Raw genomic sequence first — 21119 nt, 5'->3', positions numbered from 1 at the left:
TGCCGCAACCCCCCGAGGCAGGTCACTGCGCAACACGCACGGTCATCCATTTTGCCACTGCTCCAAGAGGCACGCAATAGGATGTCCCCTGAAGGAGAGTGCGAGGTTGCTCGCACGAAAGGAGCCCTGTGAACGTGCACAACAGCCAAGAGCCCACCGCCGCTACCCGATCCCACAGGGCCATCACGAGCAGCGGCCTCACTCACGCGGAAGCAACCACCTTCGTCAAGCACTCCACGAAGGAGCACGTCTCGAACCTCGTCTCGTTCCTCCTCGTGCTGCTTGCACCCGCCGCGCTGTTTTGGGCGCTCGCGCTCCTTCCCTGGACTGGCGACGACCCCGCCCGCTCAATGATCGTGGGGCTCGCCATCGCGCTCGCACTCGTGATCGCGGGGCTCTTTATTCACTCCGTGCCGGGGAGGCGCCACGGCGTCCTCCAAGCGGTCGAGGAAGGGCACGTGGCAACAACGCCTGAGTCAGCGGCGGTTGCACGCGACCATCACTCGAAAGTCAAGCCCGTCAACGCCGTTCTTGTGGGCTTCGGCGTGCTCGCAATCCTTGCCGCACTCGCGTGCGCTGGCCATGTCCTTATGGCGAGGAGCTTGCCTCAGCGCGTTTTCCTCGACATTGGAAGCGCGTTTGGCTTCATCGCCATTGCCTTCGCGGCCTTCTATTGGCCCTTCACAACAAGGCGCCTCGTGCGTCATCTCGGAGCCCAGGACCACCCGAAGGACCAGGAGCGAGGCGAAGACTAAGAGGGCGCTTGCGGGCCTTGCGGGCTACTCGCGCCCCTCGAGGAGGTCTGGCCTGCGCTCGGCAGTGCGCTCGAGTGAGCGCTCGCGGCGCCACTTTTGGATGCGCGCGTGGTGGCCGCTGAGCAGCACTTCGGGCACGTCGCGCTGCACGCCGTCGGGTGAGGTCCAACGTGCGGGCTTCGTATAGAGCGGGTACTCGAGCAGCCCGCTCGTGTGAGACTCCTCGACGATCGATTCGGGATTGCCCACGACCCCCGGCACGAGCCGCACGATCGCCTCGGTCATCGCGAGAACCGCAACCTCGCCACCGTTGAGCACGTAATCACCGAGTGAGCTGAGCGCAACGCGCACGCCTTGATCGGCGAGGTACTCATAAACGCGCTCGTCGATCCCTTCGTAGCGGCCGCACGCGAAAATGAGCCACGGCTCCTCGGCCCGCTGTTCCGCGGCCCGCTGCGTGAACGGTTCGCCCGCCGGGTTCGGGAAAATAACGAGCGGTGAAGCGGAGCCATCGTCGGACTCCCCCTTCCCCGAGGCGAGCACATCCGCAAACGCTTCCGCCCACGGCTCGGGCTTCATCACCATGCCGGCCCCGCCGCCCACGGGCGTGTCATCGACTGTGCGGTGACGATCGTGCGTGTAGTCGCGCAAGTTGTGCAGGTGCACATCGATGAGCCCGTCCTTGCGGGCCTTGCCGATGAGGGAAAGTTCGAGCGGGGCGAGGTATTCGGGAAAAATAGTGATGACGTCGATACGCACGAGACGCTAGCCCTTCGCACCATCGCGCTCGCTCAGCGCGTTCTCGGGATCGAAGAGACCGCCGGGAGGATCCGCAACCACGAACCCGCCCTCAATGTCGACTTCGGGCACGAGCTCCTCGACGAACGGAAGCATGACGCGCCGGCCATCCACCGCCCGCACGATCAACAGATCCTGCGCGGGATAATGATCGAGCCCGATCACGGTGCCGAGCACTCGGCCATCGTCCGTACGGACTTCAAGCCCCTTGAGTTCCTCCGGGTACCACGCATCGGGATCCTCTTCAAACTCCTCGTCGCGATCCAGCTCGAGTACGAGATCTGCGCCGCGAAGCCCCTCTGCCGCCGTGCGGTCGTGGATCTCGGCGAACTTCACGTACCACCGCCCTTGCTGTGTGCGCGTCGCGGCGAGCGTGAGCTGTTGGGGCGTTCCCTCGCCCCCGTCAACGTCGAAACGGGCACCCTTCACGAGGCGCTCTTCGGGAATATCGGTGCGTACGATGAGCGACACCTCGCCCTTGAGACCGTGAGCCTTGCCGATTGTGCCCACGACTACCGTCACGTTGTCACTCACCGGCGAGCTCACCTCCGCCGCCCTCGCCGCTCTCGCCCGGGTCCTCGCTCGGGAGGTCAACGGCGCCTTCGTATCCCGCTGCCTCGCACGCCGCGCCGAAACCATCGAGAGTCGAACGCGAGCCGGAGGAGTTCGGATCTCCGTCAAGAACTTTTTGGAACGGTTTTTGGACCTCGATGAGGGCCTTCTTCACACCCTCGTCATCGACGTTATCGATCTCGTCCTGGAGAATGTCGCTGAGGTTCTGTACCTTTGCACGATCGGACTTCGGAACATACTTGCCGCGAAAACCAACGGCTTTAAAGGAGTTCGAGGTGAAAACGTTGCCGTTGCGGTATTCGGTGAACAGCTGCGGCTTTGTCGCAAGCTCAGCACACACGAGTTTTGCGGGTTTCTTGCCCTTCTCACCGCCACCGCTCGCCCACGTCGCGTGCACCGACATCGGCGCGCACGCCGATGCGAGACCCTCGAGCGCTCCCTTGAAGGCTTCGGTATCGGCGTCCTTCCCCTTCGCGGATTCAGTTTCGATCCAGTCGGCGACCTTGCCGGCCGCACCCTTAGCATCCTCGGTGGATTCAGCAAACGTCCCACGCACATCCTCGGCGGCAGTCTGGAACATGTACTCGTTCGTACCGCCGATCTCAAGGGCACTCGCCCCCATGGCAATCGCCTGGAAGTACTCGGGCGAGACGTAATCTGGGTCGCCAAAGAACTGCGTGCACGCGTACTCGGTCGCGGGATCGACCTGGGGCTTCTTCTTTATCGTCGTGACCTCCACGGTGCCACCACCCGAGGGCTCACCGCCTGTCGAGCCGATTGCGTCGCACCCGGCAGCGCCGAGCGCCAGAAGTCCCGCTGCGCCGAAGGCAGCGAGCGGGCGAAGAATGCGGGAGAGCTTCATGGAATCCTCACTCACGGGTCTCATAAGGAAAGGCGGCAGCCGCGCCACACTGTAGCGTTGCTGCCGCCTCAAGGTGCGTTGTCACCGTTAGCGCTTGTCGGTGTCCACGATGTCCACGCGAATGTCGTCGTTGGACAGTGCCGTGGTCACGGTGCGCAGCGCCCGGGCCGTGCGACCCGAACGCCCGATCACGCGCCCGAGATCATCGGGGTGAACGCGCACTTCGAGCAGCGGCCCCCGGCGGGTCGACTTTTCCTTGACGCGCACGTCATCGGGGTTGTCGACGATCCCGCACACGAGGTGCGCGAGAGCTTCGGCGCGGGCACTCATGCTCAGGCCTCTTCGGTGGTCTCTTCGGAAGTCTCGGCCTCGGCACCCTCAGCCGACTCCTCGGAGGACTCGGCGTTCTCGGCAGCCTCAGCGGCTTCCTTCTCAGCGGCGGCTTCGGCCTCAGCCTTTTCCTTGGCGGCCTTGACCTCTTCGCGCTTTTCAGCGGCGGCCTTGTCAGCGGCGGCGATGCGCTCTTCGGCGCTCACCTTTGCCTCCTTGGGCTTGAGGGTGCCTTCTGTGCCCTCTTCACCCTTGAACTTTGCCCACTCACCGGTGACCTTGAGGATCGCGGCGACCTGGTCGCTGGGCTGGGCACCCACGCCGAGCCAGTACTGCGCGCGCTCCGAGTCAACTTCCATGAACGAGGGCTGCTCGTTCGGGTTGTACTTGCCGATCTCTTCGATCACGGCGCCATCGCGCTTCTTGCGCGAGTCAACAACAACGATGCGGTAAACCGGTGCATGGACCTTGCCCATGCGCTTTAGACGAATCTTGACGGCCACGAGGCTGTCTCTCCTTCTGCGTAAGAATGGGTGAGAATCGCGCCGCCCGTGGGGTCAACATAAGCTGCGCTTTCCTCGGCTGGACGTGCCCGGCCGGGTAGAGGGCTCCGGAGCGGGCACATACAAGGGTCAATTATGCCCGAAACCGGCCCCTCAGCGAAAGGCCGTAGCGTGTGCCACCGGGCACAGTTGAGGATCCGACGGCCGCTGCGCCTCCGCCGTTACTCGCCAGACAGAGGCGCCGAGCAATGGTCGGAAATACTGAGCGCAAAGAACCGATCGACGGCGAACGCGGGATACCCCTCGCCGTCGGCACCCGCCCCGCTCTCCCAATCGCCGAGTCGCGCGAGCCTGAGCTCTTTGCGGAACTGCCTGAGCTTGCGATGCGTCTCGTGCGTATCGCCGGCCGTGGCGATAGCGCGAAAGTCAGCGAAGGCCTTTTCTACGCTCGAGCGTTCGTACAGCCTCACGGCTCCACCAACGGCGCCGGCCTGCGCGTCGGCCCACGTCAGTGGCTGATGCGCCGCGAGAAAGTCATCCACGCAAATCACGAGGGCATTGTGCTCGCTGAGCGGATCGGCCCGCAGTTCGCGCACGACCGCTTCGAGGGCTTCGTCCACGACGGCTGCCTGGTAGCCCTCGCGCATAAGCCCGACGCGCGGGAACGACTGCGCCTCAATACGCTCGGCGAGAGCGAACGAGCGCTCGACGTCTCCCTCGGTGAGCACGAGTTCCTCATCTAGGGTGTCGAGGAAACGATCGACGTTATCGATGCAGTAGCGCGCGCCACGCCTCGACGTGGGGAATCGAAGTCCCGAGGTGAGAGCGGGAAGGCTACCGGTCGTGACGGTGGACATCGGCTACTTTCCGAGCATCTTGCGAAGTTCTGGGGGAAGCTGATTCATGTCGAGGTTCGACAAGTCGGCGCTGGCGTCGGCGGAATTCCCCGCCCCTCCAAACGCGCCCGCGCCGCCGAAGGCCGAACCCTTCTTCTGGGCCTGCTGCTCCGCCCACGCCTTTTCTTCGGCTGCGCGCTTCGCAGGGTTGCCCGAACGGGACTTCTTTTTGTTTTTCTTCGGGGACTGCATGCGTCCGCGGGATTTCTTGCCAAATCCCATGCCCGGCGCCCCGAAACCGCCGCCGCCAGCCAGGCCCTTACCTACCGAGCCCATCATCTTTTGCATCTGCTTGAACTGATCGAGCAGACGATTCACTTCGGTCACGGTCGTGCCGGAGCCCTTCGCGATGCGTGCTCGGCGTGTGCCGTTGATCTCTTTGGGGTTCGCGCGCTCGAACGGCGTCATGGACTGCACCATTGCTTCGATACGGGTGATCATCGAATCGTCGAACTGATCGATCGCCTGCTTGTACTGGCGCATGTTCGGCATCATGCCGAGCATCTTCTTCATCGAGCCCATCGACTTGATCTGCTGGAGCATCGACATGAAGTCGTTGAGGTTGAATTCTTCGCCCTGCGCGAGCTTCGAGGCGACCTTCTCGGCTTCCTCGCGATCCATGCGCTTTTCGGCCTGCTCGATGAGGGTAAGCACGTCGCCCATATCGAGGATGCGGCTCGCCATGCGGTCCGGGTGGAACCGCTCGAAATCACCGAGTGCCTCACCGGTCGAGGCGAAGAGGATCGGGCGGTCGGTGATGCCCGTGATGGAGAGGGCCGCGCCACCGCGTGCATCGCCGTCGAGTTTCGACAGCACCACGCCCGTGAAGCCCACGCCGTCGCGGAACGCTTCGGCAACGCGCGCGGCATCCTGGCCGATCATCGCGTCGACGACGAAAAGGGTGTTGTCGGGGTTGACGGCATCGCGGATATCCCGCGCCTGCTGCATCATTTCTTCGTCGATGCCGAGGCGGCCCGCGGTATCAACGATCACAACGTCGTACTGCTCGTGCGCCGCCGTCGCGACACCGTCGAGGGCAACGACAACAGGGTCCCCCACGCCATTGCCGGGCTCGGGAGCGAACACCTTGACGCCCGCCCGCTCACCGACGATCTGGAGCTGGTTGACGGCATTGGGGCGCTGGAGGTCCGACGCAACGAGCAGCGGCGTGTGACCCTCGTCCTTGAGGTACTTGGCAAGCTTGCCGGCGAGTGTCGTTTTACCGGCGCCCTGGAGGCCCGCGAGCATGATGACGGTCGGCGGGTTTTTCGCGAACTGGAGCCCGCCGGTCGCACCGCCGAGAACCTCCACAAGTTCGGCGTGCACGATCTTGACGACCTGCTGCGCGGGGTTGAGGGCCTTCGACACCTCGGCGCCTAGGGCACGCTCGCGCACGCGCGCGGCAAACTGCCGAACGACGGGGACGGCGACGTCCGCGTCAAGCAGTGCGCGGCGGATCTCGCGCACGGTCTTGTCGATATCGGCCTCAGTGAGGCGGCCCTGGCCACGCAGGCCCTTGAGGGTCTTACTAATACGATCGGAAAGATTGTCAAACACGAAAAAATAGCCTCGGGAAACTTGGGGCGGCGAGCGAGGTGACGGCGCGCACCCGTGGGGGCGCACCTCGCGAGCCGGAGCGCACCCATTGTAACGGGGGTCGGTGCGCTCCGGCTCGCGCGAAAGGGGTGAGGGGAACTACTCGAGGAGTGCGTCCACGAACCCGTACGGGTCGAACGGCGTGAGGTCGTCCATGCCTTCACCGAGACCCACGAGCTTCACGGGCACACCGAGCTCGCGCTGGACGTTGACGACAATGCCGCCCTTCGCGGTGCCGTCGAGCTTCGTGAGCGCAATGCCCGTGACGTTCACGGCCTCAGCGAACACGCGCGCCTGCTGCATGCCGTTCTGGCCGGTCGTCGCGTCAAGGACGAGGATGACCTCCTGGATCTCGGCCCCCTTGAGAGCCTTCGAGGCGACGCGGCGAATCTTGCCGAGTTCGTCCATGAGCCCCTTCTTGTTCTGGAGGCGACCGGCCGTATCGATCACGACGACATCGACACCCTGGTCAATGCCGGCCTGAACAGCGTCGAAGGCGACCGAGGCCGGATCGGCGTTTTCGCGTTCGCTGCGCACGGTTGTGACGCCCACCCGTTCGCCCCACGTCTGGAGCTGCTCGGCGGCTGCGGCACGGAATGTATCGGCAGCCCCAAAGAGTACGGTGCGGCCTTCGGCAATGAGGACGCGACCGAACTTACCGGTCGTCGTCGTCTTTCCGGTTCCGTTGACGCCGACCATCATGACGACGCTCGGCACCATCGAACCGTCGGGCGCCTCGATCGCGCTCGCCGCGAGTCGACGGTCGAGGCCGGGGTTGACGAGCTTGACGAGTTCTTCACGCAGCACTTCGCGGATCGCGTCGGGATCTTTCGTGCCGAGCACCTGCACGCGCTCGCGCAGCGCTTCCATCAGTTCGTCGGTCGCATCAGGGCCGAGGTCGGCCATGAGGAGGGTTTCCTCGATCTCGTCCCACGTGTCCATGTCGATCTCACCGCTCGTGAGCAGTGCGAGGATGCCGCGGCCAATCGAACCGGAGCGCTGGAGGCGCTCGCGAAGGCGCACCATGCGATCGGCGGTCGGCTCAGGAGCCTCGACGGGGGTGTGCGGCTCGGCTTCGACGTCCGCCTGCTCGACTTCCTCGGCCGGAGCAACCGGCTCGGCGGGCTCGACGGGTTCAACGGGGTCGACCGGCTCGGCAGTTTCAACGGGTTCGACCGGCGCGACGGGCTCGACCGGTTCAACGGTTTCAGCGGGCGCCACGGGTGCGGCAGGGGTGGCCTCAGGTGTGTCCGATGCCTGCACGCCGCCCTCGTGCGGCACTTCGGCGTCGACGGGAGCCTGGGAGGCGTCGGCTCCCTCCTCCTCTTCACTTTCCGCTTCGCGCGCGGGTTTCTTAGCCGGCGCCGAAAGCGACTCCCCCCACGTGGGGGCGGCGGGACGCTCCGGCTTTGCGGCTTCCTTGCGCTCACCCTTGGCATCTTTCTCCGGCGCCTCTTTGCCGTCGGTGTCACTTCCCGACGGCCGCGTGAGCGCCCACAACCCCGCCGCGATGACGGCGACGCCGCCGCCGCTTGCGACGAGGGTCAATATCAGTTCGTTTAAGTCCATTAGCCCTCCCTTAACCAGCCACGCACGTGAGGGCGCGCGGCAAAGACTTCCTCGCTAGTGTACGAAAACGCCCGCGCAAGCGCGGGCGTGGCTGTGGTGAGACGATGCGCGTGCAGCACCTCACGAAGCGAGACGCAACGGCTCGCCCTCTGCTTCAGCTTGATCGGTATTTGATGAGTCACGATCCGTGCGCGATGCGGCGCTGCGCCCTTCACGCTCACGCAGGGGCCAGGCTTGAACGGGCACGCTCGCGCGCATTGACGCCGAGGGGGTACGGCTCACTGACTTCGGCGAGCCCTTCGAACGCGAGGGAAGATTGCCCGACTTCTTCTGCGACATCACAACGACGGCGATGAGCCCCGCGGCCAGTGCGACGGCCACAAGCATGAAGAGGATGACAGATTCCATACCCGAAATTTTACCTCACCTTTACTCGAAAGATCGCGAGCGAAGGCCGTGAGTCCTGACTTTACGTGTGTTCTTCGCGATAGCGAATCCCGTACGGAGCCTCGACCCCACGCGCGCGTCACGCCGAAAGAGCCGGGAACCAAATAGCGATCTCGCGCGCAGCCGATTCGGGCGAATCCGAACCGTGGATGAGATTCTCAATCACGGGCTTATCCCAGGCGCGACCCAGGTCACCGCGGATCGTGCCGGGGGCGGCCTCCGTCGGTTTTGTCGCCCCCATGAGCGTACGCATCCCCGCGATGCATTCCTCCCCCGCGACAACCAGCGCGACAAGCGGACCCGAACTCATGAACTCGAGCATGGGCGGGAAGAATGGCTTGCCCTCGTGTTCGGCGTAGTGCGCTGTGAGCTCCTCGAGGCTCGCAGCGCGCTGGTCGAGCGCGAGAATCTCGTAGCCCTTTTGCTCGATGCGACGAATGATTTCGCCACGCAACTGACGCTTCACAGCATCAGGCTTGAGAAGAATGAGCGTGCGTTCTTGTGTCATGCCTCTCACCTTAGCGTGCGGCGGCATCATCTCCCAGAACACGACGATCGATCGCGTCCTTCTCTCGGTCGAGCTGGCGCCCCTTGACCACACCGAGCCAGTAGAGCACCGCGAAGAATGCGCCAACGACGTACATGGCGGGCACGAAGAGTCCAAAAAGGATGAGCGGCGCTTGGAGCGCGAGGCCGAACCAGTAGGGCCACGCCTGGCCCTTCGAGAGCAAGCGCGCCGCGAGAATGAACACGACGAGCAGCACGAGGGCAAGAATCCAACTCACGAGACGTGTGTCAGGCGCGAGGCCGTGAGCGACAAGACCACCGAAAAGCGCCACGAAGGCTTCGCAGGCAAGAATCGTCGCGCACAGCATGCGCTGCGCGCCCGACTTGCGGGTGGAGGGGGTGATGTCCACGTTCCTCACTCCCCCACCCGGCCAAGAAGCTGGCGTACTTCAGCCGCGAGCGTGATCGAGCCTGTGGCCACGATGCCCGAGAAATCATCCCCGCCCTGTTCGGCAGCGTCCACCGCTGCTTGGATCGCATCGGGCAGGCTCGCGCATTCGATCACGCGGTCCTCATCTCCGAAAATATCTCGTGCTTCCATCGCCAGCAGATCCGTGGGGATCGCACGCGGCGAAGTGCTCTCGGTGATCACGACGATGTCGAAGAGTGGTTCGAGGATCGCGAGGATTTCGCTCGCGTCTTTCTCCTTGAGGATGCCCACGATGCCCACGGTGCGCGTGAACCGGAAGCTCTCGCGTACCGTTTCAACGAGCACTTCGGCACCTGCGGGGTTATGCGCGGCGTCAACGAGGATCGTGGGTGCCTGGCGCACAACTTCGGCGCGGCCCGGGGAGGTCACGCGCTCGAGGCCCGCGCGGACGAGATCGCCGTCGAGCGGGGCATCACCACCCGTGAGGAGTGCCTCTGCCGCAGCGATCGCGAGAAGAGCGTTGTGTGCCTGGTGGGCGCCCAGAAGCGGAACAAAGACCTCCTCGTAGCGCGCGGCGATCGACTGCACCGCGATCATCTGCCCGCCAACCGCGGGCACGCGGTCGAGCACGCCGATTTGCTCGCCTTCGATCGCGGCGGAGACACCGAGCTCGGCGCAGCGATTCTTGAGCACGTCAAGCGCGCCGAAGAACTGCTGCGCGGCGATCACCGCGAGCGCCCCTTCCTTGAGGATTCCCGCTTTCTCCCCCGCGATCTCCTCGATCGTCTCCCCGAGGTAGTCCTGGTGATCGAAGGCGATCGGGGTGATCACGGTGACGTCGGGATCGATCACGTTCGTCGCGTCCCAGCGGCCCCCGAGGCCCACCTCGACGATCGCGACGTCGACCGGTGCGCTCGCGAATGCTTGGAACTGCATGGCCGTGAGGAATTCAAACATGCTGATTCGCACGCCCGTCTCGGCGAATTCTCGGTCGACGATCTCGGCGAAAGGGAGCACGTCTTCGTACGCCTGGACGAAGCCCTCTTCGCTGATGGGGTGCCCATCGAGCGCAATACGTTCGGTGGGGGTGTGCATATGTGGGCTCGTGAGCCTTCCCGTCCGAAGGCCCGCCTCAATAAGGAGCGCTTCGGCGATACGCGCGGTCGTTGTTTTCCCGTTCGTGCCCGCGATATGGAGGGTGCGGTATGCGCGCTCGGGATGCCCCATGAGCTCGAGAAGGCGCGCTATACGTGTGAGGCTCGGCTCGATCTCGTTTTCGGGGGCGCGCGATTGCAGATCCGCCCACGCCCTCGTGAACGCTTCGCTGTGCTCGATGCCGCCTGGCCGTGCCATGTCCTGCTTCACTCTGCCTTTCGCGCCGGTGATACGTGGCTTTCAGTGTAGTGCGGCCCTGCCGGAGAGGGGATCCGCGGGGGCCGCCCAGGGCGCGGCTCGTGCTCCACACCTCACGGCCACCCCCAGGCGCCTCGGCACGCACACGTGGAGTCCGACGGTTGCCTACGCTCAAGTTGAACACGCGGTCGCAGGGGACGCCGCGGTTCACGGGAAGCGCGAAGGGGTAAGGCGTGGGCGATTTTCTAGGCATGGACACCGATCAGGCGCGAGACTCTGCGCGCGCCCTCAACGACCTTGCGGGAAGGCTCACCGCGGATGCGACTCGCGTGAAAGACGAAGCGGGGGTGGTCGCTTGGGAGGGCGCGGATGCCGAAGCCTTCCGCGCGCGTGTCTCGAGCATTGTCGCACCGGGAATGCACGACGCCGTACGGCAGCTTTTCGCACTCGCGCACGCGCTCGAGAACAATGCGCTCGAGCAGGATGCGGCGTCGAGCGCGAGCGTAGGCGCCGGTTCGGCACCCGCCCTAGGTTCCACGGAAGCGGCGCGTGCGCAGGCACTCGGGCTCGGTGTCCTCGCGGGTCTCACTGAGGGGATGAGGAGCCTGTTTGGCCGCGGCTCCAAACGCGTTCGAGCAATAGGAAGGCCCAATACCCACACGTTCAACCACGAGATCGGCAAAATCGCGCTTGAGGCCATCGACTATGCCAGCGCGCTCGGCAGGAAACACTTCCACAACCCTCACTTCACGGTCACCCCAACGACTGAGCCAAGCGAACTCGTCGGCATCTCCGCCTACACGGATTCGCACCCACCGCGCACACTCGCGGACCTGCTCTACTTCACCGAGGAGGCGCGACACGCACTAGGCGCGGGCGAGGACCGCGAAAACTACCGCATCCAGCACTTTCGCACCGCGGCGGGAGAGAACACCTGGGTGATGTACGTGCCTCCCACCCAGATCGGTATGGGCACGGAAAAGGCGTGGGATGGAACCGCAGGCAACTCGCGCGACTGGGCCTCGAACATGGGGATCATGGCGGGCAAGGACGTGACGACGATGAAGAACGCGCGCGCTGCGCTCGAAGCCGCGGGCGTTCCCAAAGGCGCAAACGTCATGCTCGTTGGGCACTCTCAGGGCGGCCTTGTATCCGTCGCGCTCTCCTCGAAACATGAGTTCAACGGCGAAAACGGCTACAACGTCACGGATGTCATCACCTTCGGTTCCCCCGTGGACGCATACATTCCCGCGCAGACCAATACGCGGGTGTTCGCGATCGGCCACAGACAAGGACCGAAAGCATTCGCCGAGATCAGTGCTGGAGACGGCGCGCATGTCGGGACCTCTTTCCAGATAGATCCCGTTCCGCTACTCGACCTCGACGGGCTCAGCGGCCCACACTCACCGCAAGTCACCAACATTGCCCTCACCCCCGCGAACGACCACAAGGCAGGCCTTAACACGGGCATCAGCCTCTTCAAACCGGGGCACGCCCCCTTCGAAGTCGCACTGCCCGGCTATGACGCGTTTGCCGTTCATGACTCGCTTCGGCGCTTACCCGACGGCTCGATCGACCCGCGCTACGGTTATTACCCAACGCTCCTCTCGCAGCAGGAACTCAATCCCGACCTGCTCGAAGTCAAGGAGGACATCGACGGCCTCTACATGGGCGAAGGCCTCACGCTCGTCGAAGACATAAACGTCCAGTTCGTTCGCGAGCCCGCAACCGCCATCGAGCCCGGCGGCACAAACGATGGCGGGGGAATCGACCGCTCGATTCCCCCGCCACCGGATGACCTTCTCGACAAGTGGCGTTAAGCGCGCTTCACCTGAACGGTAACGCTCGCCCCGGTGACCTTCTCGGTCGTCTCGAAGTCGGCGCCCGCGAGCGCACCCTCGCCATACGCAACGCTCGTGGCGAGAACCTCGTGGCAAACGAGGGTCTCGAACGCACGCACGGCCTCGAGAACACTTTCGGATCCCGCAACCGCGAGCGAAATGCGGTCCGAAACCTCGAAGCCTGCCTCGCGGCGAGCGGACTGCACCACACGCACGACGTCACGCGCAAGGCCCTCGGCCTCAAGCTCGGGGCTCACACTAGTGTCGAGAACGATGAAGTCACCACCGCGCAGAACCCCGATTGAACGGCCTTCCGCATCCGAGCTCTCGCCCGCAACGAGGTCGAGCGTGTACTCTCCCTCGACGAGGTCGAGGCCGCCCGAGGTGACGGTGCCATCCTCGGCGACGCTCCAGTCGCCGCTCTTCGCGCCCTTGATCGCACGCTGCACGTCCTTACCGAGGCGCGGGCCAGCGACGCGGGCATTGACGTTCAAGCGCTGCTCGACGCCCATCTTTCCGGCCTCCTCGCTCGCGACATCGAGCAAGCGCACGGCCTTGACATTGAGCTCATCGCGGATGATGTCGGTGAACGGCTCGAGGCGTGCAGCATCGGCCGCCACGACGGTCAGCTCCGCGAGCGGGAGGCGGGCACGTAAGCCCTCCTTCTTGCGCAGCGCGTTGCCCTGCGAACACACCTGGCGCACGGCGTCCATCTCCTCGACGAGCGCGTCATCCGCGGGGAACAGGGAAGCATCGGGCCAGTCGGTGAGGTGCACGCTCCGCTCACCCGTGAGCTCACGGTAAATTTCCTCGGTCACGAGCGGAAGCAGAGGCGCGGCAACCCTCACGAGGGTCTCGAGGCACGTGTATAGCGTGTCGATCGCCGCTTCATCGCCCTCCCAGAAACGCTCGCGGGAACGGCGCACGTACCAGTTCGTGAGCGCATCCAGGTACTGGGCGATCGCTTCACCGGCGTCGGCAATCCGCAATTCGTCTAGGCAGTCCTGCGCCTCGCGAACGAGTTGCCCCGTACGCGCAAGCAGGTAGCGGTCCATGACGTCCTCGGAGTCATAGCGAACCTTGGCGTCGTAGCCGGTCGGCTTACCGTCGGAATCCTTCTCCCCCGCCGCGTTCGCGTACAGGGCGAGGAAGTACCAGGTATTCCACAGCGGAAGAACGGCCGTGCGAACTGCATCGCGAATGTTGCTTTCCGCGACCACCAGGTTGCCGCCGCGCAAAATTGGCGAATTCATGAGGAACCAGCGCATCGCATCCGCGCCGTACGAATCGTACATTTCGCGTACATCCGGGTAGTTCCTGAGCGACTTCGACATTTTGTTGCCGTCGTCGCCAAGGACGATGCCGTGGCAGATGACGTTCTTGAAGGCCGGGCGATCGAACAGTGCGGTTGAGAGCACGTGCATGACGTAGAACCAGCCGCGGGTCTGCCCGATGTATTCGACGATGAAGTCGGCCGGGTTGTGCGAGTTAAACCACTCTTCGTTGTCGAAGGGGTAGTGCACTTGCGCGAACGGCATCGAGCCCGAGTCGAACCACACGTCGAAAATGTCCTCGATGCGGCGCATGGTCGACTTCCCCGTTGGGTCGTCGGGGTTCGGGCGCGTGAGGTCATCGATATACGGGCGGTGGAGGTTCACCTCGCCGTTCTCATCGCGCGGGAGCTCACCGAAGGCTTCCTCGATCTCCGCGAGCGAGCCGTACACGTCGATGCGCGGGTAGTTCGGGTCGTCGCTCTTCCACACAGGAATAGGCGTACCCCAGTAGCGGTTGCGAGAGATTGCCCAGTCGCGTGCGCCTTCGAGCCACTTTCCGAACTGGCCATGCTGCACGTTGCCGGGCACCCAGTTGATGTCCTCGTTCAGTTCGAGCATCCGCTCGCGCTGGTCTGCAACCTTCACGAACCACGAGCCGACGGCCTTGTAGATGAGGGGGTTGCGGCATCGCCAGCAGTGCGGGTAGCTGTGCACGTAGCTCTTCTCCTGGAAGAGCCGGCCATCTGCCTGAAGAAGGCGGATGAGAGGGCGATTGGCCTCAAACACCTGCAGACCCACGATCGAATCGAGCGCAGTCCCGCGGAACGTCTCGAGGAACTTTGCGCCTTCGTCGACGCTCACCACCACGGGGATGCCGTACTCGGCGTTGATTTTCTGGTCGTCCTCACCGTACGCGGTCGCCTGGTGCACGATGCCCGTACCGTCGCTCGTCGAGACGTAGTCGGCGACAGTGATGATCCAGGCCTTCTCGAGGCCCCACTTTTCGCGGTCCTGTGCGTACACGTCCCACAGCGGGCTGTACTCGACGTATTCAAGTTCGGAACCGGCATACACACGCTCGCCGAGAGCCGCGAGAACGTCCTCTTCACCGTCGTAGCCGAGTTCCTTCGCGAACGCGCCCGCGAGATCCTTCGCGAGGAGGTAGGTCGCACCGCCAGCGGGGGTGCCGTCGGAACTTCCGTTCGGGCCCGCCGGAACCGTCACGTACTCGACCTCCGGGCCCACCGCGAGCGAGAAGTTCGTGGGGAGGGTCCACGGGGTCGTCGTCCATGCGAGCGCCTTGACTCCGTCGAGTGAGAGCTCTGCCGCCTTCTGACCCGTGAGCGGGAACGTGACGACGACGGAGGCATCCTGGCGGTCCTTGTACACGTCGTCGTCCATGCGCAGCTCATGGCTGCTAAGCGGGGTCTGGTCAACCCAGCAATACGGAAGAACCTTGTAGCCCTCGTACGCGCGGCCCTTGTCGTAGAGCTGCTTGAACGCCCACAGCACCGACTCCATGAACGTCACGTCGAGCGTCTTGTAGTCGTTGTCGAAATCGACCCAGCGCGCCTGGCGCGTCACGTAATCGATCCATTCGTTCGCGTACGTCAGCACGGAGCCGCGCGCGGCATTGTTGAATGCCTGCACGCCCATCTCTTCGATTTCGCGCTTCTCGGTGAGGCCAAGTTCCTCCATCGCCGCGAGCTCGGCGGGGAGCCCGTGGGTGTCCCACCCGAAACGGCGCTCCACGAGGTTGCCGCGCATGGTGCGGTAGCGCGGGACGACGTCCTTCGCGTAGCCGGTGAGGAGGTGGCCGTAGTGCGGCAGGCCGTTCGCGAACGGCGGGCCGTCGTAGAACACGAACTCTTCGGCGCCCTCGCGGCGACGAATGGATTCGGCGAATGTGTCGTCCTCTTTCCAGAAGGCGAGCACCTCGTCCTCGAGCTTCGGGAGATTTGTTGAACTCGTGAGGCTCTTACCGTTCTTGGGGTATGCCATGCGCGCTCCTCGGCTTTATGCGTGACCTGGGGCCACGACCTAGCTGTGTAGTCTTCGGGCCCGAGGACGCACGAGGGCGCGGTACCACCTCGGTTAGCGCGCGGCTCGCGGGGCTTCGCCTAGCGCTCACTCTTTCCTCAGCTGTGACGGGCTGGTCCCGGCAGGTTCTACTTGGCGGCGCGGGGGCGTAAGAGCCCGACGCTTGCCGTTCTTCCCGCGGCTACCCGGTGATGGCCGGATCGACGCCGTTTGAGACCAAAAGTATCACGAGGCTGGCGCGTCACGGTCACTTTCGTGATCGTCCTCGCCGCTTTCGGGGCGAGGCTTCCCGAAAGAGCCGAGCAGCATGCATACGCACAGGATCACGATGACGCCAGCCGCGGTCACCCACGCGGGCATCGCACCGCCAAGGATGAGCACGAGAGCGAGGAACACGGTCATGGCGACGAGAAAGACCCCGACGGCAAACGTGAATGAATCGCGTCTCATGCTTTCGCTCCTTCCCGCACGTAGGTGACGTCGCCGAAGATGGTGCGGCCATCGATCTGGATGGTGACGTGCGACGGGTCCCAGCGGCTATACCCCTTTGCCTCCGAATTCGTCGTTGTGCCGAGAGTCGAAGCGAGGGTCGAGTTCACGCGCCAGTCCTCTTCGGGAAGGATGACCGTGATGTTGCCGACGCTGCGATTGCACACGATTGTGAGCGAGAGGTCCACGAGGAGCGGATCTGGCTCGCCATTCGCCACGGCCCACGAGGCCCGCGCCTCTTCATCCGTCGGGGGATCGCCAAGCTCACTCAGGTCGATCACGACGGGGCGCGACCATTCGCGCACGCCACCGCCGGTGCACTCGAGGTAGGAACCGGGTTGGAACTCATCGACGCTCATGTAGATAGGGGCGTTGCCGCGTGAGTCGGTCAGGCGCACCCACGACACGGACACGGCGAAGACGAGCAGAGAGGCGATCCCGAACGCGAGAATCTGACGGCTGCGCTTGCCTCGCGCTCCCGCGATGATGAGCACCGTGCCGCAGGCAAGCGTGATGGCGGCGGCGCCGACACCCACGCGTGGGATGACTTCAAGCGGCCCGTTCGGGTTAAGTGCCGGGAAGAGGCCAGGGAGGTAGCTGACGAGGGAGAAAACGGCGACGCCAAGAAAAACGAAGGCCGCGAAAAGCCACAGGACCGTGCGCCCCCTGATCATGCCTGCGCCGCGTGCATCGTTCGAGTCGGGGCTGTTGGGGTCACCTTCCGCGCCCCATGCAGCCGGTGCTTCGCTTCGAAGCCGCGCGAGTGTGCGAAGCGCCTCGCGATCGTCGATGATGCCGGCTTGTTCGGCAAGACGCATGAACAGGTAGGTCGTGCGGGCGCGGCTTGCGCGCCACCCACCCCAGACGACGATGACGCCGAGCACAAGCGAGATCGGGACGAGGAATGCGAGGACGATCGGGGCATACACAATGTACGCCCACACGATCGCGACGCCGAGAGCGAGGGCGGGAAGTACGAGGAGTGCGACGATGAGGTCCCCCGGCTGCGGTCGCCTGCGGATCACCGCACGCGCGGGGGTGTCGTAGCGGGCGTTCTCGGCACCAGCTCGCACCTCCACTCCCCCGCGTGCACGAACGCGTTCGGGGCGCGGAAGTGCAAGGTAGAAAACGAGATACACGAAGAGACCGGGGCCAAGAAGCACGAGCGCGAGCGTCCAGATGCGCACGAGCCTCACGGGCAGCCCGTAGGCGTGCGCGAGAGCCGTGCACACGCCTGCGGCGAGCCCCTCGCCGGGGCGACGCGCAAGCCCATAGCGGAGCGCGAAAGTCGTCGCGTCCGAGTTCGTCTGCGCGGTCGCGAGCGCGGCGATCGTGCGGTCGGTGCGCCCGGCATCGCGAGGAGACTCGCGGTGCGCCGAGGGGGATGTCATGTCACTATGGTCGCATGAGTGAACTCCTCCAACCGACCGCGCACGCGTGGACACGCGAGCGCGTCGGTGCGGAACTCACAGGAGTGTGCGCGGCCCTCGCAAACGCCATGGGGATTCCGGTCGCTGCCGTGCGCACGTTCTTCGCGCTCGGCGGCCTCGCGCTCGCGTGCGTGCTCCCCGCGACACTCCTTCTCGACCTCACACCGCTGGCCCTCTACGCGCTTCTCGGCATTGGCGGGAGCGTGATGCTCGTGTACGTCCTCGCGTGGTGGGCCCTTCCGCTCGACCGCGAGCACGAACGCGAAGTTCTCGCCGAACTGTCGAGCGCTCCCGTCAGAGGCAAGCCTGCTCTTCGGCAGGCAGCGCTTCCTCTCGAGGGCGGCCACACGCCGTTTGGCACCGCCGTGCGGTGGGCGATCCTCGCAGGAATCGTGGGGGCCTCCGTCGCGATCGTCAGCGTCGGAGTGCTTCCGGCGCTCCTGCCAGATATCGACATCCAGGCACCCCTCGCGATCGGCGCGGGCATCCTCGCGGCCGGTATCGCCCTCGGCACGCTGCCACTCTCGAGCGTCGACACGGCTCGCTGGACGGGAAGGGTCTCGAACCTTCCTCTAGCCGTGACGGGCGCGGTCGTTGTTGGCGGTCTCCTCCTCGTGGGAGGCGCACTCGTGATCGTCGGGGCCCTCCTCGGGGTGCGCGCGATGGGAATCACCGCCGCCGCGACCCTCTTTTCACTCGCCCTCGCCGCGATTCTCGTCGTGCCTTGGACGCGACGCCTGTGGGCAGGCATGCGCGAGGAATCCCGCGAGCGCGCACTCGCAGACCACCAGGCGGAAATCGCCTCGCACCTTCACGACTCGGTGCTCCAAACACTCACCGTGATCCAGCGCGAGTCCACACCTCCCGAGCGCATGAAACATCTCGCGCGCCAGCAGGAAGTCGAGCTCCGCCGCTGGCTCTACGGGAACATCACCCCCGGCTCCGCGCCGCCCTACGCCACGCCACGGACTGCGGCAGCTCCGCCGCAGAGCCTTCGCGAGGCAGTCACCCGCACCGCCGAAGAGGCGGAACGCGCACACGAGGTCCCGATCGAAGTTGTATGCGTCGGCGATGCACCGTTCGTGGACGGCTATCAACCACTCCTTCTCGCGCTTCGCGAGGCCACGAGCAACGCCGCGCGACACGGCAAGGTGGGGGTGCAGGTGTTCCTCGACGCGACAGGCGAGAACATCGAGGTTTTCGTGCGTGATCGCGGCGAGGGCTTCGACATGAGTGCCATCCCTGAAGGGCGTCTCGGGGTGCGCGAGTCTATCCTTGGACGCATGGCCCGCGCCGGAGGCTTCGCGAGCGTGCGAGGCGCGATCGGCGGCGGCTGCGAAGTATCACTCGTGCTTGAGAGACAGGACAACCAACGCCATGGCTGAGAACATTCGCGTGCTCGTGGTCGATGACCACCGCATTTTCGCGTCGGGTGTGAGTGAAGAGCTCAGCAGGCTCGGCGGCATCGAAATCGTCGACATTGCCCTCACCGTCGAGGAGGCAATCGACAAGGCCCGCGAGCTGCGCCCGGACGTGGTTTTGCTCGACGTTCACCTGCCCGGAGGGGGCGGAGGCGGCGGCGCGGAGGTCGCCGAAGCTCTCGAATCCCTCACAACCGAATCTGGCGAACCGGTGCGCTGCCTCGCCCTCTCGGTCTCGGACGCCGAGGTTGACGTGATCGCCGTGATCCGCGCGGGCGCGCGCGGCTATGTCACGAAGTCCACGACGGGCGAAGAGCTCGCCGCAGCACTCCACAAAATCGCTGAAGGCGACGCGGTGTTCTCGCCTCGCCTCGCAGGATTCGTGCTCGATGCTTTCCGTGGCGTTGCGCCGTCCATGCCCAGCGAGATGGATCTTTTGAGCCCGCGCGAGCAAGAGGTCATGAAGCTTATTGCGCGCGGTCATACATACCGCGAGGCTGCTTCGGCGCTGTTCATTTCGGATCGCACGATCGAGACCCACGTCTCCAACGTGCTCAAGAAGCTTCAGCTCACAAATCGCTACGAGCTCTCCCGCTGGGCGCGTGAGAAGCGAGTGATCTAGCGGCGTGTGTCATGCTTGAGTGCGTTGATCCCTCACGATGTCTCGAAGCAAGGAGTTTTCCGTGGGTCTCTTTGACAAGGAACCGTTCACCGCAACCGCCACTAAGTCCAACGTGACCGTCGAGGTTGGCGAGGATACGTCTCTTCTCCAGGCGCTCCTCGATGCTGGTGTTCCTATGAAGTATTCGTGCGAAGGCGGCACGTGCGGATCGTGCGTCGTGCCGCTCGTGAGCGGCGAAGTCGAGTACGAGAACGAGTACCTCGAAGAGGACGAACACGGCACGCGCATCGCGTGCTGTGTGGATCGCGGCGTGGGCCACATCGAAGTCGAGGCCTGAACCAAACCTAGGACCGGCGCTCGCCGGTGGCGAGGCGGCTGAATTCTCCGCCGGCGGCAAGCAGTTCGTCGTAGGTGCCGCGTTCGCATATGCGCCCGCTCTTGACGACGAGAATCTGATCGGCGTCGCGCACCGTTGAAAGCCTGTGCGCGATCGAGATGGTCGTGCGTCCCTCGCTGAGGGACCGCAGTGCTCCACCCATGGCACGCTCGGTCACCGTATCGAGCGCGCTCGTTGCCTCGTCGAGTACAAGAATGGGCGGGTCGCGAAGGATGGTACGTGCGATCGCGAGTCTCTGCTTTTCGCCTCCCGAAAAGCGGTAGCCCCGCTCCCCCACCACCGTGTCGTAGCCGTTCGGAAGCGACTCGATGTGCGCGTGGATCTGTGCAATCTCGCACGCGGCAATCATGTCGGCCTCGCTCGCCTCAGGCATCACAAACCGCAGGTTCTCCGCAATGCTCGCGTGAAGCAGGTAGGTCTCTTGCGTGACCACTCCGACGGCGCCCGCGAGCGCGTCGAGCTTGAGCTCGCGCACGTCGATGCCGTCGATACGGATTCGCCCCTCGCTCACGTCGTAGAGGCGTGAGAGGAGATATCCGAGAGTCGTTTTGCCGCTTCCAGTGCTGCCAACGAGGGCGATGTGCGCCCCGCACGGGACCTCGAAGGAGACGTCCTCGATCGTCGCTTTTCGTGCGCTCGGGTACGTGAATGTCACGCCCTCGAAGCTGATGTGCCCGCGCGCCCGCCCGCCGGGAAATGTCCGTGCATTCGCGGCTTCTTTGATGGGGATGTCGAGGTCGAGATACTCGAACACTCGCGTGAATAGTGCGAGGCTCGCGCGAACCTGGGTGGCGACGCGCAGGAGCGTGTTGAGCTGAGGAAAGAGTGTTGTTTGCATCGCGACGAACGCGACGAGGGTGCCGATCGTCAGGTCACCGAGGCCCTTGATAAAGAGCACCCCGCCGAGGAGGTAGGTGAGGGCGGGAATAACCCACAGGAGCACCGAGTAGAGGCCCTGCATCCAGCGGCCCGCCATTTCCGATTCA

The 21119-nt window shown here is 64.6% G+C and carries 21 protein-coding genes; 5 read left to right on the top strand and 16 right to left on the bottom strand.

The genetic code is table 11. The annotated features are described in order from the left end of the window. Positions 1 to 128 precede the first annotated feature (128 nt). A complete protein-coding gene (locus tag DEHOM01_RS06510) occupies positions 129 to 755 on the top strand; it encodes a hypothetical protein (RefSeq protein WP_061212036.1) in 627 nt (208 codons plus the stop codon). Between the two features lie 24 nt (positions 756 to 779). Here the strand turns inward: DEHOM01_RS06510 and trmD are convergent, their stop codons facing one another. The 12 genes from trmD to DEHOM01_RS06450 form a co-directional block, all read right to left on the bottom strand. Next, positions 780 to 1514 carry a tRNA (guanosine(37)-N1)-methyltransferase TrmD gene (trmD, locus tag DEHOM01_RS06505; RefSeq protein ID WP_061212035.1) on the bottom strand — a complete coding sequence of 245 codons (735 nt, stop codon included), beginning with the start codon at positions 1512 to 1514 and terminating at the stop codon, positions 780 to 782. A 6-nt stretch (positions 1515 to 1520) separates the two neighbouring features. After that, a complete protein-coding gene (gene rimM / locus DEHOM01_RS06500) occupies positions 1521 to 2087 on the bottom strand; it encodes a ribosome maturation factor RimM (protein ID WP_232049674.1) in 567 nt (188 codons plus the stop codon). Beyond that, a complete protein-coding gene (locus DEHOM01_RS06495; protein WP_156468316.1) occupies positions 2080 to 3003 on the bottom strand; it encodes a hypothetical protein in 924 nt (307 codons plus the stop codon). Before DEHOM01_RS06495 ends, rimM begins: the two co-directional genes overlap by 8 nt. A gap of 72 nt (positions 3004 to 3075) precedes the next feature. Continuing rightward, positions 3076 to 3318, bottom strand: coding sequence for an RNA-binding protein (locus tag DEHOM01_RS06490; RefSeq protein WP_016663066.1), 243 nt, complete (start codon positions 3316 to 3318; stop codon positions 3076 to 3078). A gap of 2 nt (positions 3319 to 3320) precedes the next feature. Beyond that, entirely contained in the window at positions 3321 to 3821 is a 501-nt protein-coding gene (rpsP, locus tag DEHOM01_RS06485) for a 30S ribosomal protein S16 (protein ID WP_061212033.1), read from the bottom strand. 221 nt (positions 3822 to 4042) lie between these two features. After that, positions 4043 to 4678, bottom strand: a complete 636-nt coding sequence (locus DEHOM01_RS06480) for a hypothetical protein (protein ID WP_061212032.1) — start codon at positions 4676 to 4678, stop codon at positions 4043 to 4045. 3 nt (positions 4679 to 4681) lie between these two features. After that, entirely contained in the window at positions 4682 to 6274 is a 1593-nt protein-coding gene (ffh, locus tag DEHOM01_RS06475) for a signal recognition particle protein (RefSeq protein WP_061212031.1), read from the bottom strand. 138 nt (positions 6275 to 6412) lie between these two features. Continuing rightward, on the bottom strand, positions 6413 to 7882 hold the full coding sequence (gene ftsY / locus DEHOM01_RS06470; protein ID WP_061212030.1) for a signal recognition particle-docking protein FtsY: 1470 nt from the start codon (positions 7880 to 7882) through the stop codon (positions 6413 to 6415). A gap of 120 nt (positions 7883 to 8002) precedes the next feature. Then, positions 8003 to 8290 (bottom strand): hypothetical protein, encoded by a 288-nt coding sequence (locus DEHOM01_RS06465; RefSeq protein ID WP_061212029.1) that lies wholly within the window; start codon positions 8288 to 8290, stop codon positions 8003 to 8005. 118 nt (positions 8291 to 8408) lie between these two features. Beyond that, a complete protein-coding gene (ndk, locus tag DEHOM01_RS06460) occupies positions 8409 to 8837 on the bottom strand; it encodes a nucleoside-diphosphate kinase (RefSeq protein ID WP_034370289.1) in 429 nt (142 codons plus the stop codon). Between the two features lie 10 nt (positions 8838 to 8847). After that, positions 8848 to 9246, bottom strand: a complete 399-nt coding sequence (locus DEHOM01_RS06455; RefSeq protein WP_082738765.1) for a DUF4233 domain-containing protein — start codon at positions 9244 to 9246, stop codon at positions 8848 to 8850. A 5-nt stretch (positions 9247 to 9251) separates the two neighbouring features. Then, positions 9252 to 10619 (bottom strand): bifunctional folylpolyglutamate synthase/dihydrofolate synthase, encoded by a 1368-nt coding sequence (locus DEHOM01_RS06450; protein ID WP_061212072.1) that lies wholly within the window; start codon positions 10617 to 10619, stop codon positions 9252 to 9254. Between the two features lie 233 nt (positions 10620 to 10852). Here DEHOM01_RS06450 and DEHOM01_RS06445 point away from each other — a divergent pair, with 233 nt between their 5' ends. Further along, entirely contained in the window at positions 10853 to 12439 is a 1587-nt protein-coding gene (locus tag DEHOM01_RS06445; RefSeq protein WP_061212028.1) for a WXG100 family type VII secretion target, read from the top strand. Here the strand turns inward: DEHOM01_RS06445 and ileS are convergent. The 3 genes from ileS to DEHOM01_RS06430 form a co-directional block, all read right to left on the bottom strand. Further along, entirely contained in the window at positions 12436 to 15735 is a 3300-nt protein-coding gene (gene ileS / locus DEHOM01_RS06440; RefSeq protein WP_061212027.1) for an isoleucine--tRNA ligase, read from the bottom strand. The two genes, DEHOM01_RS06445 and ileS, sit on opposite strands and share 4 nt — an antisense overlap. A 264-nt stretch (positions 15736 to 15999) precedes the next feature. Further along, entirely contained in the window at positions 16000 to 16224 is a 225-nt protein-coding gene (locus tag DEHOM01_RS06435; RefSeq protein WP_061212026.1) for a hypothetical protein, read from the bottom strand. Further along, positions 16221 to 17654: a PspC domain-containing protein gene (locus DEHOM01_RS06430; RefSeq protein WP_061212025.1), complete on the bottom strand. Its 1434-nt coding sequence runs from the start codon at positions 17652 to 17654 to the stop codon at positions 16221 to 16223. Before DEHOM01_RS06430 ends, DEHOM01_RS06435 begins: the two co-directional genes overlap by 4 nt. A 14-nt stretch (positions 17655 to 17668) precedes the next feature. On the opposite strand from DEHOM01_RS06430, the gene DEHOM01_RS06425 reads away from it, so the two are divergent. From DEHOM01_RS06425 to DEHOM01_RS06415, 3 genes are all read left to right on the top strand, one after another. Next, positions 17669 to 19078, top strand: a complete 1410-nt coding sequence (locus tag DEHOM01_RS06425) for an ATP-binding protein (RefSeq protein WP_061212024.1) — start codon at positions 17669 to 17671, stop codon at positions 19076 to 19078. Next, positions 19071 to 19736: a LuxR C-terminal-related transcriptional regulator gene (locus tag DEHOM01_RS06420; RefSeq protein ID WP_061212023.1), complete on the top strand. Its 666-nt coding sequence runs from the start codon at positions 19071 to 19073 to the stop codon at positions 19734 to 19736. Before DEHOM01_RS06425 ends, DEHOM01_RS06420 begins: the two co-directional genes overlap by 8 nt. Before the next feature lie 61 nt (positions 19737 to 19797). Beyond that, a complete protein-coding gene (locus tag DEHOM01_RS06415) occupies positions 19798 to 20073 on the top strand; it encodes a 2Fe-2S iron-sulfur cluster-binding protein (RefSeq protein WP_061212022.1) in 276 nt (91 codons plus the stop codon). Positions 20074 to 20080: 7 nt separating this feature from the next. Here DEHOM01_RS06415 and DEHOM01_RS10230 read toward each other — a convergent pair whose 3' ends face one another. Next, complete coding sequence (locus DEHOM01_RS10230; protein WP_245630671.1) at positions 20081 to 21109, bottom strand: ABC transporter ATP-binding protein; 1029 nt, start codon at positions 21107 to 21109, stop codon at positions 20081 to 20083. Positions 21110 to 21119 lie beyond the last annotated feature (10 nt).

It is taken from the genome of Dermabacter hominis NBRC 106157 (assembly GCF_001570785.1).
Taxonomy (GTDB): Bacteria; Actinomycetota; Actinomycetes; order Actinomycetales; family Dermabacteraceae; genus Dermabacter; species Dermabacter hominis.
The sequence above is the reverse complement of the archived record's forward strand: the minus strand, read 5'-3'. Positions and strand labels throughout refer to the sequence as shown.

What these genes read in the sequence shown, in the direction of transcription:
- DEHOM01_RS06490 (WP_016663066.1), bottom strand. Translation starts at nt 3,318, where the DNA reads ATGAGTGCCCGCGCCGAAGCTCTCGCGCACCTCGTGTGCGGGATCGTC.
- DEHOM01_RS06480 (WP_061212032.1), bottom strand. Translation starts at nt 4,678, where the DNA reads ATGTCCACCGTCACGACCGGTAGCCTTCCCGCTCTCACCTCGGGACTT.
- ftsY (WP_061212030.1), bottom strand. Translation starts at nt 7,882, where the DNA reads ATGGACTTAAACGAACTGATATTGACCCTCGTCGCAAGCGGCGGCGGC.
- DEHOM01_RS06465 (WP_061212029.1), bottom strand. Translation starts at nt 8,290, where the DNA reads ATGGAATCTGTCATCCTCTTCATGCTTGTGGCCGTCGCACTGGCCGCG.
- ndk (WP_034370289.1), bottom strand. Translation starts at nt 8,837, where the DNA reads ATGACACAAGAACGCACGCTCATTCTTCTCAAGCCTGATGCTGTGAAG.
- DEHOM01_RS06450 (WP_061212072.1), bottom strand. Translation starts at nt 10,619, where the DNA reads ATGGCACGGCCAGGCGGCATCGAGCACAGCGAAGCGTTCACGAGGGCG.
- ileS (WP_061212027.1), bottom strand. Translation starts at nt 15,735, where the DNA reads ATGGCATACCCCAAGAACGGTAAGAGCCTCACGAGTTCAACAAATCTC.
- DEHOM01_RS06435 (WP_061212026.1), bottom strand. Translation starts at nt 16,224, where the DNA reads ATGAGACGCGATTCATTCACGTTTGCCGTCGGGGTCTTTCTCGTCGCC.
- DEHOM01_RS06430 (WP_061212025.1), bottom strand. Translation starts at nt 17,654, where the DNA reads ATGACATCCCCCTCGGCGCACCGCGAGTCTCCTCGCGATGCCGGGCGC.
- DEHOM01_RS06425 (WP_061212024.1), top strand. Translation starts at nt 17,669, where the DNA reads ATGAGTGAACTCCTCCAACCGACCGCGCACGCGTGGACACGCGAGCGC.
- DEHOM01_RS06420 (WP_061212023.1), top strand. Translation starts at nt 19,071, where the DNA reads ATGGCTGAGAACATTCGCGTGCTCGTGGTCGATGACCACCGCATTTTC.
- DEHOM01_RS10230 (WP_245630671.1), bottom strand. Translation starts at nt 21,109, where the DNA reads ATGGCGGGCCGCTGGATGCAGGGCCTCTACTCGGTGCTCCTGTGGGTT.